This is a genomic window from Enterobacter cancerogenus, from assembly GCF_019047785.1.
Lineage (GTDB): Bacteria > Pseudomonadota > Gammaproteobacteria > Enterobacterales > Enterobacteriaceae > Enterobacter > Enterobacter cancerogenus.
In genome coordinates this window covers 1,839,243-1,860,878 of the sequence record NZ_CP077290.1, presented here as the reverse complement: position 1 = coordinate 1,860,878, position 21,636 = coordinate 1,839,243, and the positions used below count along the sequence as shown (strand labels likewise).

The window sequence follows — 21,636 nt, the reverse complement described above, 5'->3', positions numbered from 1 at the left end:
ACGAATTTTTTAAAGTAGTCGATGGCGTTTAGAGAATGAATACACAACAACTGGCAAAACTGCGTTCAATCGTGCCCGAGATGCGTCGCGTCCGGCACATTCACTTTGTTGGCATCGGTGGTGCTGGCATGGGCGGTATTGCCGAAGTGTTGGCGAACGAAGGTTATCAGATCAGTGGTTCCGATCTGGCGCCAAACCCGGTCACCCAGCAGCTGGCGTCGCTTGGGGCGACTATCTATTTTAACCATCGCCCGGAAAACGTCAGCGATGCGAGCGTGGTTGTTGTCTCCAGCGCCATCTCTTCAGATAACCCGGAAATCGTTGCCGCGCACGAAGCGCGCATTCCGGTGATCCGCCGTGCTGAAATGCTGGCGGAGCTGATGCGTTTTCGTCATGGCATTGCGGTTGCCGGTACGCATGGAAAAACCACGACCACGGCGATGGTTTCAAGCATCTACGCAGAAGCGGGCCTGGATCCGACGTTTGTTAACGGTGGCCTGGTGAAAGCGGCGGGCGTGCATGCGCGTCTGGGCCACAGCCGGTACCTGATTGCGGAAGCGGATGAAAGCGATGCGTCGTTCCTGCATCTGCAGCCGATGGTGGCGATTGTCACCAATATCGAAGCCGACCATATGGATACCTACCAGGGCGACTTCGAAAATTTAAAACAGACCTTTATTAATTTCCTGCACAATCTGCCGTTTTATGGTCGTGCGGTGATGTGCGTTGACGATCCGGTGATCCGCGAGCTGCTGCCGCGTGTTGGCCGTCAAATCACTACCTACGGTTTTAGCGAAGACGCTGACGTGCGGGTGGAAGAGTACAAACAATCTGGCGCGCAGGGGCATTTCACGCTTGCCCGTCAGGATAAAGAGTTGCTGCACGTTACCCTTAATGCGCCAGGGCGCCATAATGCCCTGAACGCCGCGGCGGCAGTAGCCGTTGCGACGGAAGAGGGCATTGATGACGAGGCGATCCTGCGCGCGCTGGAGAGCTTCCAGGGTACAGGTCGTCGCTTCGACTTCCTCGGTGAGTTCCCGCTGGATGCCGTAAACGGTAAATCCGGGAGCGCCATGCTGGTGGACGACTACGGTCACCATCCGACCGAAGTCGATGCCACGATCAAAGCCGCGCGTGCTGGCTGGCCGGACAAAAACCTGGTGATGATTTTCCAGCCGCACCGCTTTACGCGCACCCGCGATCTATATGACGACTTCGCCAACGTATTGTCTCAGGTCGATACGCTGCTCATGCTGGATGTATATTCAGCAGGTGAAACTCCGATTCCGGGCGCAGACAGCCGTTCTTTGTGTCGTACCATTCGTGGACGCGGTAAAGTGGATCCTATTTTGGTTCCAGAGCCCGCTCAGGTGGCTGAAATTCTGGCACCGGTACTGACCGGTAACGATTTGATTCTGATTCAGGGTGCGGGAAATATCGGCAAAATCGCCCGTACCTTAGCCGAAATCAAACTGAAGCCGCAAACTCACGAGGACGAGCGTCATGGCTGATAAGATTGCGGTCCTGTTTGGCGGGACATCCGCTGAACGCGATGTTTCCCTGAACTCAGGCGCTGCCGTACTGGCGGGCCTGCGTGAAGGCGGCGTGGATGCGCACCCGGTCGATCCTAAAGACGTGGATGTGACGCAGCTGAAAGCGATGGGCTTTGATAAGGTCTTTATCGCGCTGCACGGCCGCGGCGGTGAAGACGGCACCCTGCAAGGGCTGCTGGATCTCATCGGCCTGCCGTACACCGGCAGCGGCGTAATGGCCTCGGCGATCTCAATGGATAAACTGCGCAGCAAACTGCTGTGGCAGGGCGCGGGTTTACCCGTTGCGCCATGGGTTGCCCTGACGCGTCGCGAATATGAAATGGGCCTTAACGATAGCGTTAATGGACGCATTGCGGCGCTGGGGTTACCGGTTATTGTTAAGCCGAGCCGTGAAGGGTCGAGCGTTGGTATGTCGAAAGTCGATAAAGCGGGGGATTTACCCGCCGCGTTAGCACTGGCATTTCAACATGATGAAGAAGTTTTAATCGAAAAATGGCTTAGCGGGCCAGAATATACCGTGGCGATGCTCGGTGAAGAAATTTTACCGTCAATTCGCATCCAACCCGCTGGCGTCTTCTATGATTATGAGGCGAAGTATCTCTCTGATGAGACGCAATATTTTTGCCCATCAGGTTTAGAAGATCAACGTGAGGCTGATTTACGCGCTCTGGTGCTTAAAGCCTGGACTGTTTTAGGCTGCCGGGGATGGGGAAGAATTGACGTGATGCTCGACGGTGACGGGCAATTTTATCTGCTGGAAGCGAATACCTCGCCGGGCATGACCAGCCACAGCCTTGTGCCGATGGCGGCGCGTCAGGCGGGCATGAGCTTCTCCCAGCTTGTTGTACGCATACTGGACCAGGCGGGCTGATATGTCTCAGGCTGCATTGAACACGCGCAACCGCGACGAAGAAGAATACACGTCTTCGCGCCGGAGTAATGGAACGCGTCTTGCAGGGATCCTTTTCCTGCTGGGGGTGCTGTGCACCGTGTTTATCAGCGGCTGGATGGTGCTGGGGTGGATGGAAGATGCGCAGCGGTTACCGCTCTCGAAGCTGGTAGTGACCGGTGAGCGCCACTACACGCGTAACGATGATATTCGCCAGTCGATCCTGGCGCTGGGCTCGCCCGGCACCTTTATGACTCAGGATGTGAACATCATTCAGAGTCAGATTGAACGTCTGCCGTGGATAAAACAGGCGAGCGTCAGAAAGCAATGGCCTGATGAATTGAAGATTCATCTGGTTGAATATGTGCCCATTGCGCGTTGGAATGATCAGCACATGGTAGACGTGGATGGAAATTCCTTCAGCGTGCCGAGCGATCGTGTCAGCAAGCAAAATTTACCGATGTTGTATGGCCCGGAAGGTAGCGAAAACGAAGTGTTGCAGGGTTTTCGTGATATGGGCCAAGTGCTGGCTAAGGACCGCTTTACGTTAAAAGAGGCAGCGATGACGGCGCGCCGCTCATGGCAGTTGACGTTAACGAACGGCATTAAGCTTAACCTTGGTCGCGGCGACACAATGAAACGTCTGGCGCGTTTTGTAGAACTTTACCCGGTTTTACAACAGCAGGCGCAGACGGACGGCAAACGGATAAGCTACGTTGATTTGCGCTATGACTCAGGCGCAGCAGTCGGTTGGGAGCCGGCTCCGGTCGAGGAACCTAATCAGCAACAGAATCAGGCACAGGTACAGGCAAAACAACAATGATCAAGGCGACGGACAGAAAACTGGTAGTTGGACTGGAGATTGGCACCGCAAAGGTTGCCGCTTTAGTAGGGGAAGTTCTGCCCGACGGTATGGTCAATATCATTGGCGTGGGCAGTTGCCCGTCCAGGGGTATGGACAAAGGTGGGGTAAACGACCTTGAGTCGGTGGTGAAATGCGTTCAGCGCGCCATCGACCAGGCTGAACTGATGGCCGATTGCCAGATTTCTTCTGTCTATCTGGCCCTGTCTGGCAAGCACATCAGCTGCCAGAACGAAATTGGTATGGTGCCGATTTCAGAAGAAGAAGTGACGCAGGAAGACGTTGAAAACGTTGTGCATACGGCGAAGTCCGTGCGCGTGCGCGATGAACATCGCGTGCTGCATGTGATCCCACAGGAATATGCGATCGACTATCAGGAAGGGATCAAGAATCCGGTCGGTCTTTCCGGCGTGCGTATGCAGGCAAAAGTGCACCTGATCACATGTCACAACGATATGGCGAAGAACATTGTAAAAGCCGTTGAACGTTGTGGTCTGAAAGTTGACCAACTTATTTTCGCCGGTCTGGCCGCAAGCTATTCTGTGCTGACCGAAGATGAACGTGAACTGGGCGTCTGTGTGGTCGATATTGGTGGTGGTACAATGGACATGGCCGTCTATACCGGCGGTGCGTTGCGCCACACCAAAGTGATCCCGTACGCAGGGAACGTTGTGACCAGCGATATTGCTTACGCTTTTGGTACGCCACCGAGTGATGCAGAAGCGATTAAAGTGCGCCACGGTTGTGCACTGGGCTCTATCGTAGGTAAAGATGAGAGCGTTGAAGTACCGAGCGTAGGCGGTCGTCCGCCGCGCAGCCTTCAGCGCCAGACGTTGGCAGAGGTGATTGAGCCGCGCTATACCGAGCTGCTCAACCTGGTTAACGAAGAGATTTTGCAGTTGCAGGAGCAGCTTCGCCAGCAGGGTGTGAAACACCATCTCGCGGCGGGGATTGTATTAACCGGCGGGGCAGCGCAAATTGAAGGTCTTGCGGCCTGCGCTCAGCGCGTGTTCCATACGCAGGTGCGTATTGGTGCGCCGCTGAATATCACCGGGTTAACGGATTATGCTCAGGAGCCGTACTATTCAACGGCCGTGGGCCTGCTGCACTACGGGAAAGAATCCCATCTGAGTGGTGAAGCAGAAGTGGAAAAACGCGTATCAGTGGGGTCGTGGGTCAAACGACTGAACAACTGGTTGCGAAAAGAGTTTTAATTTTTTTAAGAGACCGGAGAGAATTAGCGGTCTCGGGCGACAGGCACAACGGAGAGAGAAATTATGTTTGAACCTATGGAACTGACCAACGACGCGGTGATTAAAGTCATCGGCGTCGGTGGCGGCGGCGGTAACGCCGTAGAGCATATGGTGCGCGAGCGCATTGAAGGTGTTGAATTTTTCGCAGTTAACACCGATGCACAGGCACTGCGTAAGACGGCCGTAGGCCAGACGATTCAGATCGGTGGTGGCATCACCAAAGGTCTGGGTGCAGGGGCTAACCCTGAAGTCGGTCGTAACGCCGCTGAAGAAGATCGTGAAGCCCTGCGTGCCGCGCTGGACGGTGCAGACATGGTCTTCATCGCAGCGGGCATGGGCGGCGGTACCGGCACCGGTGCAGCGCCTGTTGTGGCAGAAGTGGCTAAAGATTTAGGTATTCTGACCGTTGCCGTCGTGACCAAGCCTTTCAACTTTGAAGGCAAGAAGCGTATGGCTTTCGCGGAGCAGGGTATCACCGAGCTGTCCAAGCACGTGGACTCTCTGATTACTATCCCGAACGACAAGCTGTTGAAAGTTCTGGGGCGCGGTATCTCCCTGCTTGACGCCTTTGGCGCGGCAAACGACGTGCTGAAAGGCGCAGTCCAGGGTATCGCTGAACTGATTACCCGTCCTGGCCTGATGAACGTTGACTTTGCAGACGTTCGCACCGTGATGTCCGAAATGGGCTACGCGATGATGGGCTCTGGCGTGGCAAGCGGTGAAGACCGTGCGGAAGAAGCGGCTGAAATGGCGATCTCTTCTCCACTGCTGGAAGATATCGATCTGTCCGGCGCGCGCGGCGTACTGGTCAACATTACCGCTGGCTTTGACCTGCGTCTGGATGAGTTCGAAACCGTGGGTAACACCATCCGTGCGTTCGCGTCCGACAACGCAACCGTGGTTATCGGTACATCCCTTGACCCGGAAATGAACGACGAGCTGCGCGTAACGGTTGTTGCCACCGGTATCGGTATGGACAAGCGTCCTGAGATCACCCTGGTGACCAATAAACAGACTCAGCAGCCGGTAATGGATCGTTACCAGCAGCACGGTATGGCTCCGCTGACGCAAGAGCAAAAACCAGCCGCGAAAGTGGTTAACGATAACACGCCACAAACCGCGAAAGAGCCAGATTATCTGGACATCCCGGCGTTCCTGCGTAAGCAAGCTGACTAAGAATTGGCTGGAATTTGGGGATTTTCGCTCTTTGTGCTAAACTGGCCCACCGTTAGTGATATACACTTTCGGTTGGATAGTTAATTTGGCGAGATTATACGATGATCAAACAAAGGACACTTAAACGTATCGTTCAGGCGACAGGTGTCGGTTTACATACCGGCAAGAAAGTCACACTGACGTTACGCCCTGCGCCGGCCAATACCGGGGTCATCTATCGTCGCACCGACTTGAATCCACCGGTAGATTTTCCGGCCGATGCCAAATCTGTGCGTGATACTATGCTCTGTACTTGCCTGGTGAATGAGCATGACGTGCGGATTTCTACCGTAGAGCACTTGAACGCCGCCCTGGCGGGTCTGGGTATCGACAACATTATGGTTGAAGTCGATGCGCCAGAAATCCCGATTATGGATGGTAGTGCTGCTCCGTTCGTTTATCTGTTGCTGGATGCCGGCATCGAAGAACTGAACTGCGCGAAGAAATTTGTTCGCATCAAAGAGACCGTTCGTGTCCAGGATGGCGACAAGTGGGCTGAATTCAAACCGTACAATGGTTTCTCGTTGGACTTTACCATCGACTTTAACCATCCGGCGATTGATGCCAGTACCCAACGCTATGCGATGAACTTCTCTGCTGATGCGTTTATGCGCCAGATCAGTCGTGCTCGTACGTTTGGCTTCATGCGTGATATCGAATATCTGCAGTCCCGTGGTTTGTGCCTGGGCGGCAGCTTCGATTGTGCCATCGTTGTTGACGATTATCGCGTACTGAACGAAGACGGCCTGCGTTTTGAAGATGAATTCGTTCGTCACAAAATGCTGGATGCTATCGGCGACCTCTTCATGTGTGGTCACAATATCATTGGTGCATTTACCGCGTTTAAATCCGGTCATGCGCTGAACAACAAATTGTTGCAGGCCGTCCTGGCGAAACAGGAAGCCTGGGAATATGTGACCTTCGAAGACGAAGCAGAACTGCCGCTGGCGTTCAAAGCACCCAATACGGTCCTGGCGTAACGCTCAATCCGTTGCGTGAAAAATCGACTGGTTAACCTGGTACTCTCTCCGGCCAGGGAAACCAGTCGTTTTTATTTTTACCTTTCTCAGATCTGTTCCCGTTTTCCTGTCGCCTTTGTCTGGCGCTGAAAATCCGTGCGTTAGCTGCATTCTTGACCGTTTTTCCTCGCTGCAACTCGTCATTCCTGCTGATGTGCATTGGCTTTAGTGGTAATATCTGGGCGCTAAAAGAATAATTGATCCCGGCCTGTATCAGGCTGGCTTATGTGGTGGAGCAGGTGAGCGGAATACTGACGCGCTGGCGACAATTTGGCAGACGTTATTTCTGGCCGCATCTCTTATTAGGGATGGTCGCGGCAAGCCTCGGCTTGCCTGCGCTCAGCAACAGCGCTCAGGCGGACACGCCAACCAAAGCTTCCACCAGTAAACACGATCTCAGCACGCGGGTTAACATTACTAACCTCGCGTGGCTTGAAGCCAATCGCCGGCCTAATTACTCGGTTGATTACTGGCACCAGCACGCCATCCGCACGGTTATTCGTCATCTGTCATTCGCAATGGCACCGCAGACGATGCCGGTGGCGGAACAGGCGCTGCCTGCTCAGGTACAGCACCTTGCTCTGCTGGACACGCTCAATGCCCTGCTGACGCAGGATAGCCAGCCGCCGGTTGCGGTACGCCAGAAGACGCACGTTGCGTTCGTTTCTCCCGCCACATTCTCTGTTTCCTCATGGATCAGCCAGGCCCACGGTATTCGCGCCGGGCCTCAGCGCCTCAGCTAAATTAACCCTTTTTCAATACCTTAATTTATCTGCCCGCACTGGGGCGTTTGAGAATTTATTATGCTAATCAAATTATTAACCAAAGTTTTTGGTAGTCGTAACGATCGTACCCTGCGCCGTATGCGCAAAGCTGTCTCCGTTATCAATGGCATGGAACCGGCGATGGAGAAGCTGTCTGATGATGAGCTGAAAGCCAAGACCGTGGAATTCCGTGCACGTCTGGAGAAAGGTGAAACCTTAGAAAGCCTGATTCCGGAAGCTTTCGCCGTTGTGCGTGAAGCCAGTAAGCGCGTATTCGGCATGCGCCACTTCGACGTTCAGCTGCTGGGCGGTATGGTGCTCAACGAACGCTGCATCGCGGAAATGCGTACCGGTGAAGGTAAAACTCTGACCGCAACGCTGCCAGCTTACCTGAATGCGCTGACCGGTAAAGGCGTTCACGTGGTTACCGTCAACGACTATCTGGCACAGCGTGACGCCGAAAACAACCGCCCGCTGTTCGAGTTCCTGGGCCTGACCGTGGGCATCAACATGTCCGGTCTGCCTGCTCCGGCCAAGCGTGAAGCCTATAACGCGGACATCACGTACGGTACCAACAACGAATACGGTTTCGACTACCTGCGTGACAACATGGCGTTCAGCCCGGAAGAGCGCGTACAGCGTAAACTGCACTATGCGCTGGTGGATGAGGTGGACTCCATCCTGATCGATGAGGCGCGTACCCCGCTGATCATCTCCGGCCCGGCCGAAGACAGCTCCGAGATGTACCGCAAAGTCGATAAAATCATTCCGCACCTCCTGCGTCAGGAAAAAGAAGACTCCGACACCTTCCAGGGTGAAGGTCACTTCTCCGTGGATGAAAAAGCACGTCAGGTTAACCTGACCGAGCGCGGTCTGGTTCAGATTGAAGAATTGCTGGTTGAACAGGGCATTATGGAAGAGGGTGAGTCGCTGTACTCTCCGACCAACATCATGCTGATGCACCATGTGACGGCGGCGCTGCGCGCCCACGCGCTGTTCACCCGCGACGTTGACTACATCGTGAAAGACGGTGAAGTGATCATCGTTGACGAACACACTGGCCGCACCATGCAGGGCCGTCGCTGGTCCGATGGTCTGCACCAGGCCGTTGAAGCCAAAGAAGGCGTAGAGATCCAGAACGAAAACCAGACGCTGGCCTCCATCACCTTCCAGAACTACTTCCGTCTGTATGAGAAGCTGGCCGGGATGACCGGTACTGCGGATACCGAAGCGTTTGAATTCAGCTCCATCTACAAGCTGGATACCGTGGTGGTACCGACCAACCGTCCAATGATCCGTAAGGACATGCCGGATCTGGTCTACATGACCGAAGCAGAAAAAATTCAGGCGATCATCGAAGATATTCGCGATCGTACCGCTGCAGGCCAGCCGGTGCTGGTGGGGACCATCTCCATCGAGAAATCCGAAGTGGTTTCAAACGAGCTGACCAAAGCGGGCATCAAACACAACGTTCTGAACGCCAAGTTCCACGCAAAAGAAGCGGATATCGTTGCGCAGGCGGGCTATCCGGGAGCCGTTACCATCGCCACCAACATGGCGGGTCGCGGTACCGACATCATGCTCGGCGGTAGCTGGCAGGCAGAAGTCGCTGAACTGGAAAACCCAACGCCAGAGCAGATTGCGCAGATCAAAGCCGACTGGCAGGTGCGTCACGATGCCGTTCTGGCTTCAGGCGGCTTGCATATCATCGGTACCGAACGTCACGAATCTCGTCGTATCGATAACCAGCTGCGTGGCCGTGCGGGTCGTCAGGGTGATGCCGGTTCTTCCCGTTTCTATCTGTCTATGGAAGATGCGCTGATGCGTATTTTCGCCTCTGACCGCGTGTCCGGCATGATGCGTAAACTGGGGATGAAACCAGGCGAAGCGATCGAGCACCCATGGGTAACCAAAGCGATTGCGAACGCCCAGCGTAAAGTGGAAAGCCGTAACTTCGATATTCGTAAGCAGCTGCTGGAATATGATGACGTGGCCAACGACCAGCGCCGTGCAATCTACACCCAGCGTAACGAACTGCTGGACGTGTCCGACGTAAGCGAAACCATTAACAGCATCCGTGAAGATGTCTTCAAGGCAACCATCGACGGCCATATTCCACCGCAATCTCTGGAGGAGATGTGGGATATCGAAGGCCTGCAGGAACGTCTGAAAAACGACTTCGACCTCGATCTGCCAATCAAAGAGTGGCTGGACAAAGAACCTGAGCTGCACGAAGAGACGCTGCGTGAGCGTATCTTTGAGCACGCGCTGGAAGTGTATAAGCGCAAAGAAGAGGTGGTTGGCGCAGAGATGATGCGTCACTTCGAGAAAGGCGTGATGCTGCAAACGCTCGACTCCCTGTGGAAAGAGCACCTGGCGGCGATGGACTACCTGCGTCAGGGTATTCATCTGCGCGGCTATGCGCAGAAAGATCCGAAGCAGGAGTACAAGCGCGAATCCTTCTCCATGTTTGCCGCCATGCTGGAGTCGCTGAAGTATGAAGTGATCAGCACCCTGAGCAAAGTTCAGGTACGTATGCCTGAAGAAGTGGAAGCGATGGAAGAGCAGCGTCGCGAAGAGGCCGAGCGTCTGGCCCAGATGCAGCAGCTGAGCCACCAGACTGACGAGAGCGAAGCGGCGGAAGCGATTGCCGCGCAGACAGGCGATCGTAAAGTGGGCCGTAATGACCCATGCCCATGTGGTTCAGGCAAAAAATACAAGGCGTGCCACGGCCGCCTGAGCTAAGACGTTTACACACTGAAAAGGCGCAGATTACTGCGCCTTTTTTATGGAAGCGACATGATGAAAACTTTGCAAATCGCCGTCGGGATTATCCGCAACCCGCAACATCAGATCTTCATTACCCAGCGTGCCGCCGACGCCCATATGGCGAATAAGTGGGAGTTTCCTGGCGGGAAAATAGAGTCAGGCGAAACGCCGGAACAGGCGCTGGTGCGCGAGCTTCAGGAAGAGGTGGGTATCACCGCGCTGGGCGCTACGCTGTTTGATAAGCTGGAGTATCAGTTTCCGGATCGCCACGTTACGCTGTGGTTCTGGCTGGTGGAAAACTGGGAAGGCGAGCCCTGGGGCAAAGAGGGGCAACCGGGTAACTGGGTTGCTCTTCAGGCGAGTGATGCGGAAAAATTCCCACCCGCCAATGCGCCCGTGATCACCCGGTTAGTAGAGGGCGGTTAACTTACCGCTGCTCTTCGCTCCAGTCGTCGCTGTCAGAAAGATCGCCTTCACTCGGGATGCGTTTCTCTTCCGCGGCCCATTCGCCAAGGTCTATCAGCTGGCAGCGCTTGCAGCAGAACGGGCGAAACGGGCTGATTTCGCCCCAGACAACGGTTTTCCCACAGGTGGGGCAGCTTACGGTAGTAATGTCAGTCACGGGCACTCCTTAACAACAGGCCAGTTCAAAATCAAGGCGCTCCGGTACGGTGCCATTTTCGCTGTCGAGCGGCATAAAGCGGATCGCAAAACGGCTTTTATGGCCGGAAATTTGCGGATAGAGCTGCTCGCCAAGAGAGAGATTGAGGCGCAGCAGATCCGCGTCGTCGCCGTTATCCTGATAGAACCCGTTGAGGCTGGTCTGCTTGCGGAAAGGGGCCGAGTTGCGGATAAGATCGAGCACCAGCGTCAGGGCCTGATTCATTGGATCCAGGCTTGCCAGCCAGCTGTGCACCTGCGCGTCACGTTGCGCCTGCGGCATGTGCAGCCACATGTGAAGCGTCGGCAGGTCAAAGCTGCAGCAGCCGCCCGGAATACTCAGACGCTGGCGGACCAGGGCGATGAGGCGATCTTCACGTAAAAATTGCCCGACGCGCGGTGCGCCCATCAGGATCGTACTGCTGTTTTTCAACTGCTGACGAAGCGAATCGATGCGGCTCTGGTCAACGCCAGGCACCTCTGCCCACGCCTGTAATTTACGCTGCTGGCGCTCCAGCTCTTTCAGCAATTCCGTGCGAACATCACCGCGTTCAATCACATCCAGCAAGTCGCCAATATTGCGGAAGAAGTGCAGTGCCGCGGCATGGTCGCTAATAGAGGGGTGATGTGAAAGCTGTTGGAGCAAAAACTCAATACGCAGCCAGGTGCGCATTTTTTCATTAAGTGGATGCTCAAAAAGGATATGGGTCGACATCATGGTTTTTCCTGTGCAACGGCCTGCGCGGCGAACGACAGATACTGCTCATGCAGGCGGGCAACATCCGATGCAATGGCATCTGGTGCGCCGTTATTATCAATAACATCATCCGCTACGGCAAGGCGCGCATCGCGCGTGGCCTGAGCGGCAAGAATATGTTCAGCATGCTCGCGCGAAACATTGTCGCGGGCCATGGTGCGCTGGATCTGCGTCTCGGGAGACACGTCGATCACCAGAACTCTGTCGGCTTTTTTCTGCAGCTGGTTTTCGACCAACAGCGGGACAACCCACAGAACATAGGGCGAGCGTGCTTCAGCGATCTGACGCTGGGTTTCCTGGTGGATAATGGGGTGGAGCAGGGCATTAAGCCAGACTTTTTCTGAAGAATCAGAAAAAATGTATTCGCGAAGCTGCCGGCGGTTAAGCGTGCCATCCGCATTGAGGATGCGGCTGCCGAAATGCGTTTTGATGGCTTTTAGCGCTGGTGTATTCGGCTCTACCACCTGACGGGCAATAATATCGGCATCGATTATCGTGATGCCCAGACGAGAAAACGCGTTCGCAACGGTACTTTTACCACTACCGATGCCGCCGGTTAATGCGACGATGTACCCCATTAAATCAAATCCTGGGAATTATTCATTTTTAAAATCAGTTGCTTGAAATTCAAACATGCTGCATGCGATGTTTCGCTCCCTTTACCCGCCTTTTCTCAGGTAAATTTATAGGATTGTAGCGTAAAAAAAGAGATTTTCGCAGTCTTGCGGAGCAGGTATTAGTGCGTATGATAACGTCACTGGAGTTGTGCTTTTAACATTTTTGCCTCTAACCCCAGGAATCCGCACATGCGTATCGAAGAAGATCTGAAGTTAGGTTTCAAAGACGTTCTTATCCGCCCTAAACGCTCTACGCTGAAAAGTCGCTCAGACGTTGAACTCGATCGTCAATTCACCTTTAAACACTCCGGTCAGACCTGGTCTGGCGTGCCTATTATCGCGGCCAATATGGACACGGTGGGTACCTTTGCCATGGCAACAGCGCTGGCCAAATTTGACGTGCTGACCGCCGTGCATAAGCACTATAGCCCGGAAGAGTGGAACGAATTTGTCGCTGCTGCCTCTGATGAAGTGATTAAGCATGTGATGGTCTCTACCGGCACGTCCGATGCTGATTTCGAGAAAACCAAACAGATCCTGAATGCCAACCCGGCGCTGAATTTTGTTTGTATTGATGTCGCGAATGGTTATTCAGAACACTTCGTTCAGTTCGTCAGCAAAGCGCGTGAAGCCTGGCCGACAAAAACCATCATCGCGGGCAACGTGGTGACCGGCGAAATGTGTGAAGAGCTGATCCTCTCCGGCGCGGATATCGTGAAAGTGGGCATTGGCCCGGGTTCTGTCTGCACCACGCGTGTGAAAACCGGCGTCGGTTATCCGCAGCTGTCTGCGGTGATTGAGTGCGCGGATGCGGCGCACGGCCTTGGCGGGCAGATCATCAGCGACGGTGGCTGCACCATGCCGGGCGATGTGGCTAAAGCTTTCGGCGGCGGCGCTGATTTCGTGATGCTTGGCGGTATGCTGGCAGGCCATGAAGAGAGCGGCGGTACCGTGGTGGAAGAAAACGGTGAGAAATTTATGCTGTTCTACGGCATGAGCTCTGAGTCCGCGATGACGCGTCATGTCGGCGGCGTGGCAAAATACCGCGCGGCAGAAGGCAAAACCGTTAAGCTGTCACTGCGCGGCCCGGTAGAAAACACGGCGCGTGATATTCTCGGCGGCCTGCGTTCTGCCTGCACCTACGTGGGTGCCTCCCGCCTGAAAGAGCTGACGAAACGCACGACGTTTATTCGCGTTCAGGAACAGGAAAACCGCGTATTCAACAGCCTGTAATGGCTTTCGCTGGCGCATCCTTGCGCCAGCGCTATCCCGCGCTCATCGCATCGCCCAGATGAAAAATCGGCAGGTACATCGCCACCACCAGCGTCCCGATAATCACCCCCGTCACGATCAGCAGTAAAGGCTCAAGAAGCGCCGCCAGGTTGTCCGCCTGCTGGAGCGTTTGCTCCGTATGATGACGTGCCAGGTTTGCCAGCATCGCGTCGAGCGCACCCGAGATTTCGCCGGTGCGAACCAGCTGAATGCACAGGGGCGTAAACACACCTGACTTCTGAAATGCAGACCAGACAGGCGACCCCTGCGCGACATCTTCACGGATCCCCGTCAGTAGCTCTTGCCAGAACAGGCTTTCAACGGTCTCCGCCGCGCTTTCCATACCGTGTAAAAAGGCGATGCCTGCCTGCTGGGTCAGCGTCAGAACGGTAAAGATCTGTCCCAGTTTTTGCCCCCGTGCCAGCGCACCCAGGACCGGTAAACGCAGCAACAGACGCTGGCTGAATTGTTGACATAGAGGATGCCGCCTGAGGCCATACGCGCCGATAAAAGGGGTAATGAACAGAACGATCAGTACGACCGCATGATGCTGAATGAACGCCGACAAGCGCATTACACTCTGCGTCAGCCAGGGGAGCGGCGTATTGAATGTGCTGTAGATGGCGGCGAACTCCGGCAGGACCAGCGTAACCATCGCCAGTACCACCGCTGCGGCCAGCGTCAGGATGATGATGGGGTAGCGCAGCGCTTTCATCACCTTTGCGCGCAGAAGTTGCTGAGACTTCTGCTGCTGTGCAAGCTGGCGGCAGCAGGTCTCCAGCTTACCCGTGAGCTCGCCCGTTTTGATCATCGCGACATACAGCGGAGGAAACACCTCGGGCCACTGTTTTAGGGCCTCAGAGAAGGCAGACCCTTCGCTGAGGTCATCGGCAATGGCCTGCAGTAACGCCCGCCATTGCGGCAAAGGGTGCTGCTGTGCCAGCATCGCCAGGCTGTGCGATAGGGTCAGACCCGCCTGTAGCAGCGTGGCGAGCTGCTGGAAAATAGCGTAGCAGTGATCGATCTGCCAGCGCTGGCGTAACCTGCGGCGCTTGAGCGCCAGCGGATGCAGGTTTTTATGCATTAATGTGGCAAACGCCGCCTCGCGGTTTTGCGCCCACAGCGTTCCTTGCTGCAGTTCACCGTCGTGTGACAGCGCCCGCCATTGCCACAGCTGATTAGCAGTCATCAGGCATTCCCAGCACGCGCAGAAGCTCTTCGACGGTCGTGAGCCCTTGCTCCACGGCCAGGCAGCCGTGTTCAAACAGCGACAGCATACCCGCCTGACGGGCGCTCTCATTTATGATGTCACTCGTTGCGCCGCTGGCGATTGCCTGACGTAACGCATTGTCGATCGCCAGCACTTCAAAAATAGCCACGCGGCCATAAAAACCGTGATAGCAGCGATCGCAGCCTGAGGGCAGCCAGCGCGGCAGTGGCCGGGGCCACACCGAGTGGGGTAAGTCCGTTTTGCTGCTCGCCTCTTTCCGGCAGTGTGGGCACAGGCGGCGAACCAGTCGTTGAGCCACAACCAGCGAGAGGGCAGAGGAGATCGTCCAGCGCGCAACGCCGATTTGCTGCAGGCGGACAAGCGTTTCTGCCGTTGAGTTGGTGTGGAGCGTGGACAGAACCAGGTGTCCTGTTTGGGCGGCATTGATGGCAATTTCCGCCGTTTCGCCATCGCGGATCTCCCCCACCATGATGATGTCCGGATCCTGGCGCAGCAGCGCCCGCAGCACGCTCTGAAAGGTTAAGCCCGCACGCGGGTTGATTTGCGTCTGGTTTAACCCGGCGAGCGGAATTTCAATGGGGTCCTCCACGCTGCAAATATTCACCTCAGGCGCGTTACGTGCCTGCAGCGCACTGTAGAGCGTGACGGTTTTGCCGCTGCCGGTAGGTCCGGTGACCAAAATCAGCCCCTGAGGTTTGTGCAGGGCGTCGGTGAAGCGCGCGAGCTGATCCGCACTCATCCCAAGTTGACCCACGTCCAGCGTCTGCTGGACCTGATGCAGCAGGCGCAGGACGATCTTTTCTCCGCCGCTGCACGGAAGGGTGGCGATACGAAAAGAGACGGGCTTCTCTGCCAGCTCGACCGTAAATTGCCCGTCCTGCGGCAGACGGCGTTCGGCGATATCCAAATCTCCAAGGACCTTTAGCCGGGCGATGAGCGTGTTCGCCAGCGCGGGCGCAAGTGGCGGCTGTGGGCAAAGCACGCCATCGATACGTAAACGGATCTGGCAGGCGTGTTCTGACGGTTCGATATGAATATCCGAGGCGCGCTGGCTTAGCGCCTCGCGCAGCGTATTATTCAGGGCATCCACCGCAGTACGAGCGGCGGGAATCGCTGGCAGCGGAGAAGGCGAGGCGAACTGCCGCTGCTTTTCCATGCGCTCGGTGGTCCAGCATTCAATATCGATGCGTTTTTGCGTCGCGAAGCGTAACGCCTCCATCAGCTCCGTCCCGGGATTGCCAACCACCGCAATGCCAATCATATCGTTGTCGCTGGTCAACAGCAGGGCATGGTGGCGCTGACAGAGCGCCGTGAGTTGTTCGGTATTCATCCTCGGCTCCTGTCAGTGATCATCGAAGCGGAAGACGTCTTCGCAGGCCTGCTTCAGGGCGCTGTCGTCAGCGATATTGCAGTCGCGCTTCCAGCCCGTCATGCCGTTGCCCTCGTTCCACTGCGGCGTCATCACCACTTCAAGCCCGTTCAGACTCTCCTGGCCGGTTAACGTCACAATGCCTGACGCGACGCTCATGGCAGAGACATAGCGCGTCGTGGTGGCGGAAGGAATGCCGTTGCTGCCCGCGTCGCAGCGCTCTACACCCCCGTGATCCAGCGCGCACAGCTCAATGGCGGTGCGGTAGGGAACGAAGGTTTGCAGCATATCGGTGAGCGCGGCTTTTCGCAGGTAGTTCTGGTAGGCGGGGACACCAATGGCGCTCAGGATGGCAATAATGCCAATGACCACCATCAGCTCAATGAGCGTAAATCCGTGTTGTCTGTTCATATCTGCTCCTCAGATTAGGTGGCGCTACTTTGTCAGCAGGCGAGAAGACAGACGAGGGGCAAAAAAAGGAACGGGAAGAGGCTTTCAGGGATTTAATACGTTGTTGCACAACAGGGCATTATCTTTGCGAGCGGGGGTTCTATTTTCCCCTCTCCGGGTGGAGAGGGGAGGACGTATTATTTGAAGCGCATCGAGAGATCGAGGGCACGTACGTGTTTGGTCAGCGCACCCACGGAGATGTAATCCACGCCGGTTTCGGCGAACTCGCGGATGGTATCGAAGGTCACGTTGCCAGACACCTCAAGCCGCGCCTGTCCGTTAGTGAGTTTTACCGCCTCGCGCATTTGCTCCGTCTCGAAGTTATCGAGCATGATGATATCCGCGCCCGCCTTAATGGCCTGCTCCAGCTCTTCAAGGGTTTCGACTTCCACCTCGACCGGCACGTCCGGGTGCAGCCAGAAGGCTTTCTCCACGGCCTGGCGTACAGAGCCAGAGGCAATAATGTGGTTCTCTTTGATCAGGAAGGCGTCGGATAAGCCCAGACGGTGGTTCGTGCCGCCACCGCAGAGCACGGCGTATTTCAGGGCGGTGCGCAGGCCCGGCAGGGTTTTGCGCGTGTCCAGCAGCTGCGTGCGCGTGCCGGCCAGCAGGTCAACGTAGCGGCGAACTTCACTGGCGACGCCGGAAAGCGTCTGGACAAAGTTAAGCGCGGTGCGCTCACCGGTCAGCAGCAGGCGGGAGGGGCCATCAAGCTCGAACAGCGGTTGATTGGGGATGAGGGTATCGCCATCTTCAACATGCCAGGTGACCTTCACCTCGTCGCCCGCAAGCTGGGTGAAGACCTCTTCAACCCAGCGTTTACCGCAGAACACGCCCTCTTCACGGGTGATGATCACCGCGTGCGAGCGTGTCTCTTTCGGCAATAATTGTGCGGTAATATCGTTATCGGCATTCACGTCGCCGCCCAGGTCCTCTTTTAAAGCCTGGGCAACGCTTGCCGGAATATCTCTGTTAATACGTTCCAGAAGCGCGTCACGTCGATGGTCGGGGTTATAGCGGCGAGGCGGCATGATAAAACTCCAAATTGGTAACGAATCATAATATTGAAACATGCTACTCTGAACCGAGAAACTGCACCACACATAAGGAGTTCCAGCATGCTGTTAGAAAACGGATGGCTGGTGGATGCGCGGCATGTACCTTCGCCGCACCACGACAGCCGCCCGGAGGACGAAACGCCCACACTGCTGGTGGTTCATAATATCAGCCTTCCGCCGGGGGAGTTTGGCGGTCCGTGGATCGACGCGTTATTCACGGGAACGATTGATCCTGATGCACACCCATACTTTGCTGAAATTGCCCATCTGCGCGTATCGGCCCACTGTCTGATTCGCCGCGATGGCGAAGTGGTTCAGTATGTTCCTTTTGATAAGCGCGCCTGGCATGCGGGCGTGTCGATGTATCAAGGGCGCGAGCGCTGCAACGATTTCTCGATTGGTATTGAGCTGGAAGGGTCGGATACGACGCCTTACACGGACGCACAGTACCAACAGCTGGTCGCTGTCACTGAGGCGCTTATCGGGCTGTATCCTGCCCTTGCCGAGAATATCGCAGGGCACAGCGACATCGCTCCCGTGAGAAAAACCGACCCCGGCCCGGCATTCGACTGGTCCCGGTTTCGCGCCATGCTTACCGCGTCGTCAGATAAGGAGATAACATGACGTTGTTTACCATGCTGCTGGTTATGATCGCCGAACGCCTGTTTAAACTTGGCGAGCACTGGCACCTGGATCATCGACTGGAAGTGCTTTTCCGCCGTATCAAACACTTTTCCATGCTGCGCACGCTGCTGATGATGGCCTGCGTGATGGGCATTACCTTCCTGCTGCTGCGCGCCCTTTACGGCCTGTTTTTCAACGTACCCTTGCTGGTGGTGTGGATCCTGCTGGGCGTGCTGTGTATCGGCGCGGGCAAAGTGCGTTTGCACTATCACGCCTATCTTAAGGCCGCATCCCGCGATGACGTTCATGCGCGTAGCGCCATGGCAAGCGAGCTGACGATGATCCACGGCGTGCCGCCGGATTGTAACGAGCGTGAGTTCCTGCGCGAGCTGCAAAACGCGCTGCTGTGGATTAACTTCCGCTACTATCTGGCGCCGCTGTTCTGGTTTGTGGTGGGTGGCCCGTGGGGGCCGGTACTGTTGATGGGGTATGCGTTCCTGCGCGCCTGGCAAACCTGGCTTGCCCGCTACCTGACGCCGCACGAGCGCCTGCTTTCGGGGATTGATGCCATTCTCCATGTGCTCGACTGGATCCCGGTGCGCTTAGTGGGCGTGGTGTATGCGTTGATCGGCCACGGCGAAAAGGCGCTGCCGGCGTGGTTTGCTTCACTTGCCGACCGTCATACTTCGCAGTACCACGTGTTAACGCGTCTGGCGCAATTCTCGCTGGCGCGTGAACCGCATACCGATAAAGTCGAAACGCCGAAAGCCGCCGTTTCTATGGCGAAGAAAACCTCGTTCGTGGTGGTGGTGATTGTAGCGCTGCTGACCATTTACGGCACGCTGGTTTAAGCCAGCGCGCCGTACCGATCAGAGTGTATCCGCAGGCGGGATGCCAAAATCAGGCATCCCGTTTTCGTCCCAGCGGACCTGTTTCAGGCGGGTATGGCGATTCGGATCGTACAGCGGATCGCCCTCAATCTCGGTGTAGTTTCGCGCGTGGTACACCAGCACGTCTTCCCCCTCCGGCGTTTGCGTAAAGCTGTTGTGGCCCGGGCCATACTGACGATTTTCATAGCTGGTCCGGAATACCGGGCGCGAGGCTTTATGCCAGTTCGCCGGGTTTTGCGGATCGGCATCAACATCAATCCACAACAGCCCCATGCAGTAGTTTTCATCGGTAGCGCTGGCGGAGTAGCTGATAAACAGCCTGTCGCCGTGCATCAGTACCGCCGGACCTTCGTTAACCCAGAATCCACGGCACTCCCAGTCGTATTCCGGTTTGCTGAGCATCACCGGCTCGCCTATCAGCGTCCACGGGTTTTCCATTTCACAGAGATAGAGATTGGAGTTTCCGGAGATATCCGGGGCTTTTTGCGCCCACAGATACCAGCGTTTGCCCTGATGAACAAAGGTGGTGGCATCCAGCGCGAAGGTGTCAAAAGGCGTGTTGATTTGCCCTTTTTCCACCCATGAGCCGGTTAGCGGATCGCGGTCGGCGCATTCAATCGCGAACATGCGGTGCTGGAACATCCCGAGATTATCCAGCGCCTGGGTGTGCGTGGCAGCAAAATAGATGTACCACTTCCCGTCAATGTGATGCAGCTCCGGTGCCCAGATCAGCTGGCTCATCGGTCCGGTATCGGGTTTACGCCACACGACAACCTCGTCGGCGCTGCGTAACCCTTCCAGCGTGTCAGCGCGGCGGATCGCCAGCCTGTCGTACTCTGGCACTGAGGCAATAAAATAGTATTGCCCCTCATGATGCAAAATATAGGGATCGGCTCGTTGTTCGATAAACGGGTTGGGCCAGGTTTGCATTCGGCTTTCCTTATTTCGTCATTTCGTCTCAGCGGCTTTGAGTTCCTGATAATCGTTCAGCTCGCGGTAGTTATTGCGACGCTTCTCCAGGTCTTCCTGGATCTGCTTCATGGTTTCACGATCGACCTTCAGCAGGCGAACCACGCCTGCGGTAATGAGATACCCCACGCCTGGGATCACGGTAAACAGCAGCACAATCCCGTTGAGGGCATCCGCGCTTTGCGCTTTCGCGCCGGCGTCGTAACCGTACCAGGAGAGCAGGAAACCGACCATCGCCCCGGCAATCGCCAGCCCCAGCTTGAGGAAGAAGATATTGCCGGAGAAGCTGATCCCGGTGATGCGTTTACCGGTTTTCCATTCGCCGTAGTCATCGACGTCGGCCATCAGCGACCAGTGCAGCGGCGACGGGATCTGATGCAGGATGTTCAGCAGGAAGTAGAGCACCACGATGGCGACGGTCGCTTTCGGATCGAAGAAGTAGAACGCGCAGGAGAAAATCGCCAGCACGATGTTGGTCCAGAAGAACACTTTCAGCTTACACCAGCGGTCGGTCAGCACTTTCGCCAGCATACTGCCGATCATCATGCCCACTACGCCCAGGCTGATAAAGATTGTGGCGAAGTGGGTGCTTTGACCCATCACCCAGGTGACGTAATACATTGTCGCCGCCATGCGGATAAAACCGGGGCAGACGTTGCATAGGGTCAGCAGCAGGATGCGCACCCACTGATCGTTTTTCCACACGTCCTTAAGGTCGTTTTTAAGCTCGTCATGGGTCTGGACCGCCGGACGCACGCGCTCGCGTACGGTAGAGAAGCTGAACAGGAACATACAGGTTCCGATGAGCGCCAGCACCGTCATCGCCATCTGGTAGCCTTTGGCTTTGTTATCCCCGCCAAACCAGTCGGCCATCGGGAGCAGCGTCAGCGACAGCAGCAGAGTCGCGATACCGACCATCACAAAACGGTAGGACTGACAGGCCACGCGCTCTTTTGGGTCGTTGGTGATCACGCCACCCAGCGAGCAGTAGGGAATGTTAATGGCGGTGTAGGTCAGGGACAGCAGGAAATAGGTCACAAACGCATAGATAACTTTGCTGTTGTAACTCCATTCCGGGGTGGTGAACATCAGGATGCTGAACAGCGCATAGGGGAAGGCAATCCACAGCAGCCATGGACGAAAACGGCCATATTTGCTGCGGGTACGGTCAGCAATGGCGCCCATGATCGGGTCCGTTACGGCGTCAATGACGCGCACGGACAGCAGCAGAACGCCGACCAGCGCGGGGGCAAGACCAAAAATATCCGTATAGAAATAGTTAACAAACAGCATGATAGCGCCGAAGATGATGTTACATCCTGCGTCGCCCATCCCATAGCCGATCTTCTCTTTCACTGACAGTTTATTGTTATCCATCGACAGCTCTCCGGGTTGCGGTATGGAGAGAATTAAAC

General features: G+C 55.9%; 21 protein-coding genes. 12 read left to right on the top strand and 9 right to left on the bottom strand.

The window, feature by feature from the left end:
* Nucleotides 1-35: 35 nt before the first annotated feature.
* From murC to mutT, 9 genes are all read left to right on the top strand, one after another.
* Nucleotides 36-1,511: a UDP-N-acetylmuramate--L-alanine ligase gene (gene murC, locus I6L58_RS08740; protein ID WP_088208867.1), complete on the top strand. Its 1,476-nt coding sequence runs from the start codon at nucleotides 36-38 to the stop codon at nucleotides 1,509-1,511.
* Nucleotides 1,504-2,424, top strand: a complete 921-nt coding sequence (locus I6L58_RS08735) for a D-alanine--D-alanine ligase (RefSeq protein WP_058609680.1) — start codon at nucleotides 1,504-1,506, stop codon at nucleotides 2,422-2,424. Before murC ends, I6L58_RS08735 begins: the two co-directional genes overlap by 8 nt.
* A gap of 1 nt (nucleotide 2,425) precedes the next feature.
* Nucleotides 2,426-3,265, top strand: a complete 840-nt coding sequence (gene ftsQ, locus I6L58_RS08730; protein WP_088208868.1) for a cell division protein FtsQ — start codon at nucleotides 2,426-2,428, stop codon at nucleotides 3,263-3,265.
* Nucleotides 3,262-4,518: a cell division protein FtsA gene (gene ftsA / locus I6L58_RS08725; protein ID WP_006173845.1), complete on the top strand. Its 1,257-nt coding sequence runs from the start codon at nucleotides 3,262-3,264 to the stop codon at nucleotides 4,516-4,518. Before ftsQ ends, ftsA begins: the two co-directional genes overlap by 4 nt.
* Nucleotides 4,519-4,581: 63 nt before the next feature.
* The gene (gene ftsZ / locus I6L58_RS08720) at nucleotides 4,582-5,733 is read left to right on the top strand and encodes a cell division protein FtsZ (RefSeq protein ID WP_006173842.1); all 1,152 of its coding nucleotides are present in this window, start codon (nucleotides 4,582-4,584) and stop codon (nucleotides 5,731-5,733) included.
* 101 nt (nucleotides 5,734-5,834) lie between these two features.
* Complete coding sequence (lpxC, locus tag I6L58_RS08715) at nucleotides 5,835-6,752, top strand: UDP-3-O-acyl-N-acetylglucosamine deacetylase (protein ID WP_006173839.1); 918 nt, start codon at nucleotides 5,835-5,837, stop codon at nucleotides 6,750-6,752.
* 278 nt (nucleotides 6,753-7,030) lie between these two features.
* Nucleotides 7,031-7,534 carry a secA translation cis-regulator SecM gene (gene secM / locus I6L58_RS08710; RefSeq protein ID WP_042320467.1) on the top strand — a complete coding sequence of 168 codons (504 nt, stop codon included), beginning with the start codon at nucleotides 7,031-7,033 and terminating at the stop codon, nucleotides 7,532-7,534.
* A gap of 60 nt (nucleotides 7,535-7,594) precedes the next feature.
* Nucleotides 7,595-10,300, top strand: coding sequence for a preprotein translocase subunit SecA (gene secA / locus I6L58_RS08705; protein WP_042319257.1), 2,706 nt, complete (start codon nucleotides 7,595-7,597; stop codon nucleotides 10,298-10,300).
* A gap of 57 nt (nucleotides 10,301-10,357) precedes the next feature.
* A complete protein-coding gene (gene mutT / locus I6L58_RS08700; protein ID WP_088208915.1) occupies nucleotides 10,358-10,750 on the top strand; it encodes an 8-oxo-dGTP diphosphatase MutT in 393 nt (130 codons plus the stop codon).
* Nucleotide 10,751: 1 nt separating this feature from the next.
* On the opposite strand, the gene yacG is transcribed toward mutT, so the two are convergent.
* Genes yacG through coaE form a run of 3 tightly spaced genes read right to left on the bottom strand, consistent with a single transcriptional unit; the run spans nucleotide 10,752 to nucleotide 12,319 of the window.
* Entirely contained in the window at nucleotides 10,752-10,946 is a 195-nt protein-coding gene (yacG, locus tag I6L58_RS08695; RefSeq protein WP_006173828.1) for a DNA gyrase inhibitor YacG, read from the bottom strand.
* 9 nt (nucleotides 10,947-10,955) lie between these two features.
* Nucleotides 10,956-11,699, bottom strand: a complete 744-nt coding sequence (gene zapD, locus I6L58_RS08690) for a cell division protein ZapD (RefSeq protein ID WP_042320460.1) — start codon at nucleotides 11,697-11,699, stop codon at nucleotides 10,956-10,958.
* Nucleotides 11,699-12,319, bottom strand: coding sequence for a dephospho-CoA kinase (coaE, locus tag I6L58_RS08685; protein ID WP_088208869.1), 621 nt, complete (start codon nucleotides 12,317-12,319; stop codon nucleotides 11,699-11,701). Before coaE ends, zapD begins: the two co-directional genes overlap by 1 nt.
* A gap of 228 nt (nucleotides 12,320-12,547) precedes the next feature.
* On the opposite strand from coaE, the gene I6L58_RS08680 reads away from it, so the two are divergent.
* Nucleotides 12,548-13,591, top strand: coding sequence for a GMP reductase (locus tag I6L58_RS08680; protein ID WP_088208870.1), 1,044 nt, complete (start codon nucleotides 12,548-12,550; stop codon nucleotides 13,589-13,591).
* A gap of 31 nt (nucleotides 13,592-13,622) precedes the next feature.
* On the opposite strand, the gene hofC is transcribed toward I6L58_RS08680, so the two are convergent.
* The 4 genes from hofC to nadC all read right to left on the bottom strand — a co-directional run bounded on the left by hofC (nucleotide 13,623) and on the right by nadC (nucleotide 17,711).
* Nucleotides 13,623-14,819, bottom strand: a complete 1,197-nt coding sequence (gene hofC, locus I6L58_RS08675; protein ID WP_088208871.1) for a protein transport protein HofC — start codon at nucleotides 14,817-14,819, stop codon at nucleotides 13,623-13,625.
* Nucleotides 14,809-16,191, bottom strand: a complete 1,383-nt coding sequence (gene gspE, locus I6L58_RS08670; RefSeq protein WP_088208872.1) for a type II secretion system protein GspE — start codon at nucleotides 16,189-16,191, stop codon at nucleotides 14,809-14,811. The genes hofC and gspE overlap by 11 nt, the downstream gene beginning before the upstream one ends.
* 12 nt (nucleotides 16,192-16,203) lie before the next feature.
* Nucleotides 16,204-16,641 (bottom strand): prepilin peptidase-dependent pilin, encoded by a 438-nt coding sequence (gene ppdD / locus I6L58_RS08665; RefSeq protein WP_058609685.1) that lies wholly within the window; start codon nucleotides 16,639-16,641, stop codon nucleotides 16,204-16,206.
* 176 nt (nucleotides 16,642-16,817) lie between these two features.
* On the bottom strand, nucleotides 16,818-17,711 hold the full coding sequence (nadC, locus tag I6L58_RS08660) for a carboxylating nicotinate-nucleotide diphosphorylase (RefSeq protein WP_088208873.1): 894 nt from the start codon (nucleotides 17,709-17,711) through the stop codon (nucleotides 16,818-16,820).
* A gap of 87 nt (nucleotides 17,712-17,798) precedes the next feature.
* On the opposite strand from nadC, the gene ampD reads away from it, so the two are divergent.
* Complete coding sequence (gene ampD / locus I6L58_RS08655; protein ID WP_088208874.1) at nucleotides 17,799-18,362, top strand: 1,6-anhydro-N-acetylmuramyl-L-alanine amidase AmpD; 564 nt, start codon at nucleotides 17,799-17,801, stop codon at nucleotides 18,360-18,362.
* Entirely contained in the window at nucleotides 18,359-19,213 is an 855-nt protein-coding gene (ampE, locus tag I6L58_RS08650; RefSeq protein ID WP_006173813.1) for a beta-lactamase regulator AmpE, read from the top strand. The genes ampD and ampE overlap by 4 nt, the downstream gene beginning before the upstream one ends.
* Nucleotides 19,214-19,231: 18 nt before the next feature.
* On the opposite strand, the gene I6L58_RS08645 is transcribed toward ampE, so the two are convergent.
* Both I6L58_RS08645 and I6L58_RS08640 read right to left on the bottom strand, forming a co-directional pair.
* Nucleotides 19,232-20,182 (bottom strand): glycoside hydrolase family 43 protein, encoded by a 951-nt coding sequence (locus I6L58_RS08645; RefSeq protein ID WP_088208875.1) that lies wholly within the window; start codon nucleotides 20,180-20,182, stop codon nucleotides 19,232-19,234.
* A gap of 18 nt (nucleotides 20,183-20,200) precedes the next feature.
* Nucleotides 20,201-21,598, bottom strand: coding sequence for a glycoside-pentoside-hexuronide (GPH):cation symporter (locus tag I6L58_RS08640; RefSeq protein ID WP_006173810.1), 1,398 nt, complete (start codon nucleotides 21,596-21,598; stop codon nucleotides 20,201-20,203).
* Nucleotides 21,599-21,636 lie beyond the last annotated feature (38 nt).

Coding starts and splice junctions, on each gene's coding strand:
- I6L58_RS08645 (WP_088208875.1), bottom strand. CDS start 20,182: ATGCAAACCTGGCCCAACCCGTTTATCGAACAACGAGCCGATCCCTAT.
- ampE (WP_006173813.1), top strand. CDS start 18,359: ATGACGTTGTTTACCATGCTGCTGGTTATGATCGCCGAACGCCTGTTT.
- hofC (WP_088208871.1), bottom strand. CDS start 14,819: ATGACTGCTAATCAGCTGTGGCAATGGCGGGCGCTGTCACACGACGGT.
- mutT (WP_088208915.1), top strand. CDS start 10,358: ATGAAAACTTTGCAAATCGCCGTCGGGATTATCCGCAACCCGCAACAT.
- I6L58_RS08640 (WP_006173810.1), bottom strand. CDS start 21,598: ATGGATAACAATAAACTGTCAGTGAAAGAGAAGATCGGCTATGGGATG.
- ftsA (WP_006173845.1), top strand. CDS start 3,262: ATGATCAAGGCGACGGACAGAAAACTGGTAGTTGGACTGGAGATTGGC.
- ftsQ (WP_088208868.1), top strand. CDS start 2,426: ATGTCTCAGGCTGCATTGAACACGCGCAACCGCGACGAAGAAGAATAC.
- gspE (WP_088208872.1), bottom strand. CDS start 16,191: ATGAATACCGAACAACTCACGGCGCTCTGTCAGCGCCACCATGCCCTG.
- ppdD (WP_058609685.1), bottom strand. CDS start 16,641: ATGAACAGACAACACGGATTTACGCTCATTGAGCTGATGGTGGTCATT.
- ampD (WP_088208874.1), top strand. CDS start 17,799: ATGCTGTTAGAAAACGGATGGCTGGTGGATGCGCGGCATGTACCTTCG.
- murC (WP_088208867.1), top strand. CDS start 36: ATGAATACACAACAACTGGCAAAACTGCGTTCAATCGTGCCCGAGATG.
- I6L58_RS08735 (WP_058609680.1), top strand. CDS start 1,504: ATGGCTGATAAGATTGCGGTCCTGTTTGGCGGGACATCCGCTGAACGC.
- ftsZ (WP_006173842.1), top strand. CDS start 4,582: ATGTTTGAACCTATGGAACTGACCAACGACGCGGTGATTAAAGTCATC.
- coaE (WP_088208869.1), bottom strand. CDS start 12,319: ATGGGGTACATCGTCGCATTAACCGGCGGCATCGGTAGTGGTAAAAGT.
- zapD (WP_042320460.1), bottom strand. CDS start 11,699: ATGTCGACCCATATCCTTTTTGAGCATCCACTTAATGAAAAAATGCGC.
- lpxC (WP_006173839.1), top strand. CDS start 5,835: ATGATCAAACAAAGGACACTTAAACGTATCGTTCAGGCGACAGGTGTC.
- I6L58_RS08680 (WP_088208870.1), top strand. CDS start 12,548: ATGCGTATCGAAGAAGATCTGAAGTTAGGTTTCAAAGACGTTCTTATC.
- secA (WP_042319257.1), top strand. CDS start 7,595: ATGCTAATCAAATTATTAACCAAAGTTTTTGGTAGTCGTAACGATCGT.
- nadC (WP_088208873.1), bottom strand. CDS start 17,711: ATGCCGCCTCGCCGCTATAACCCCGACCATCGACGTGACGCGCTTCTG.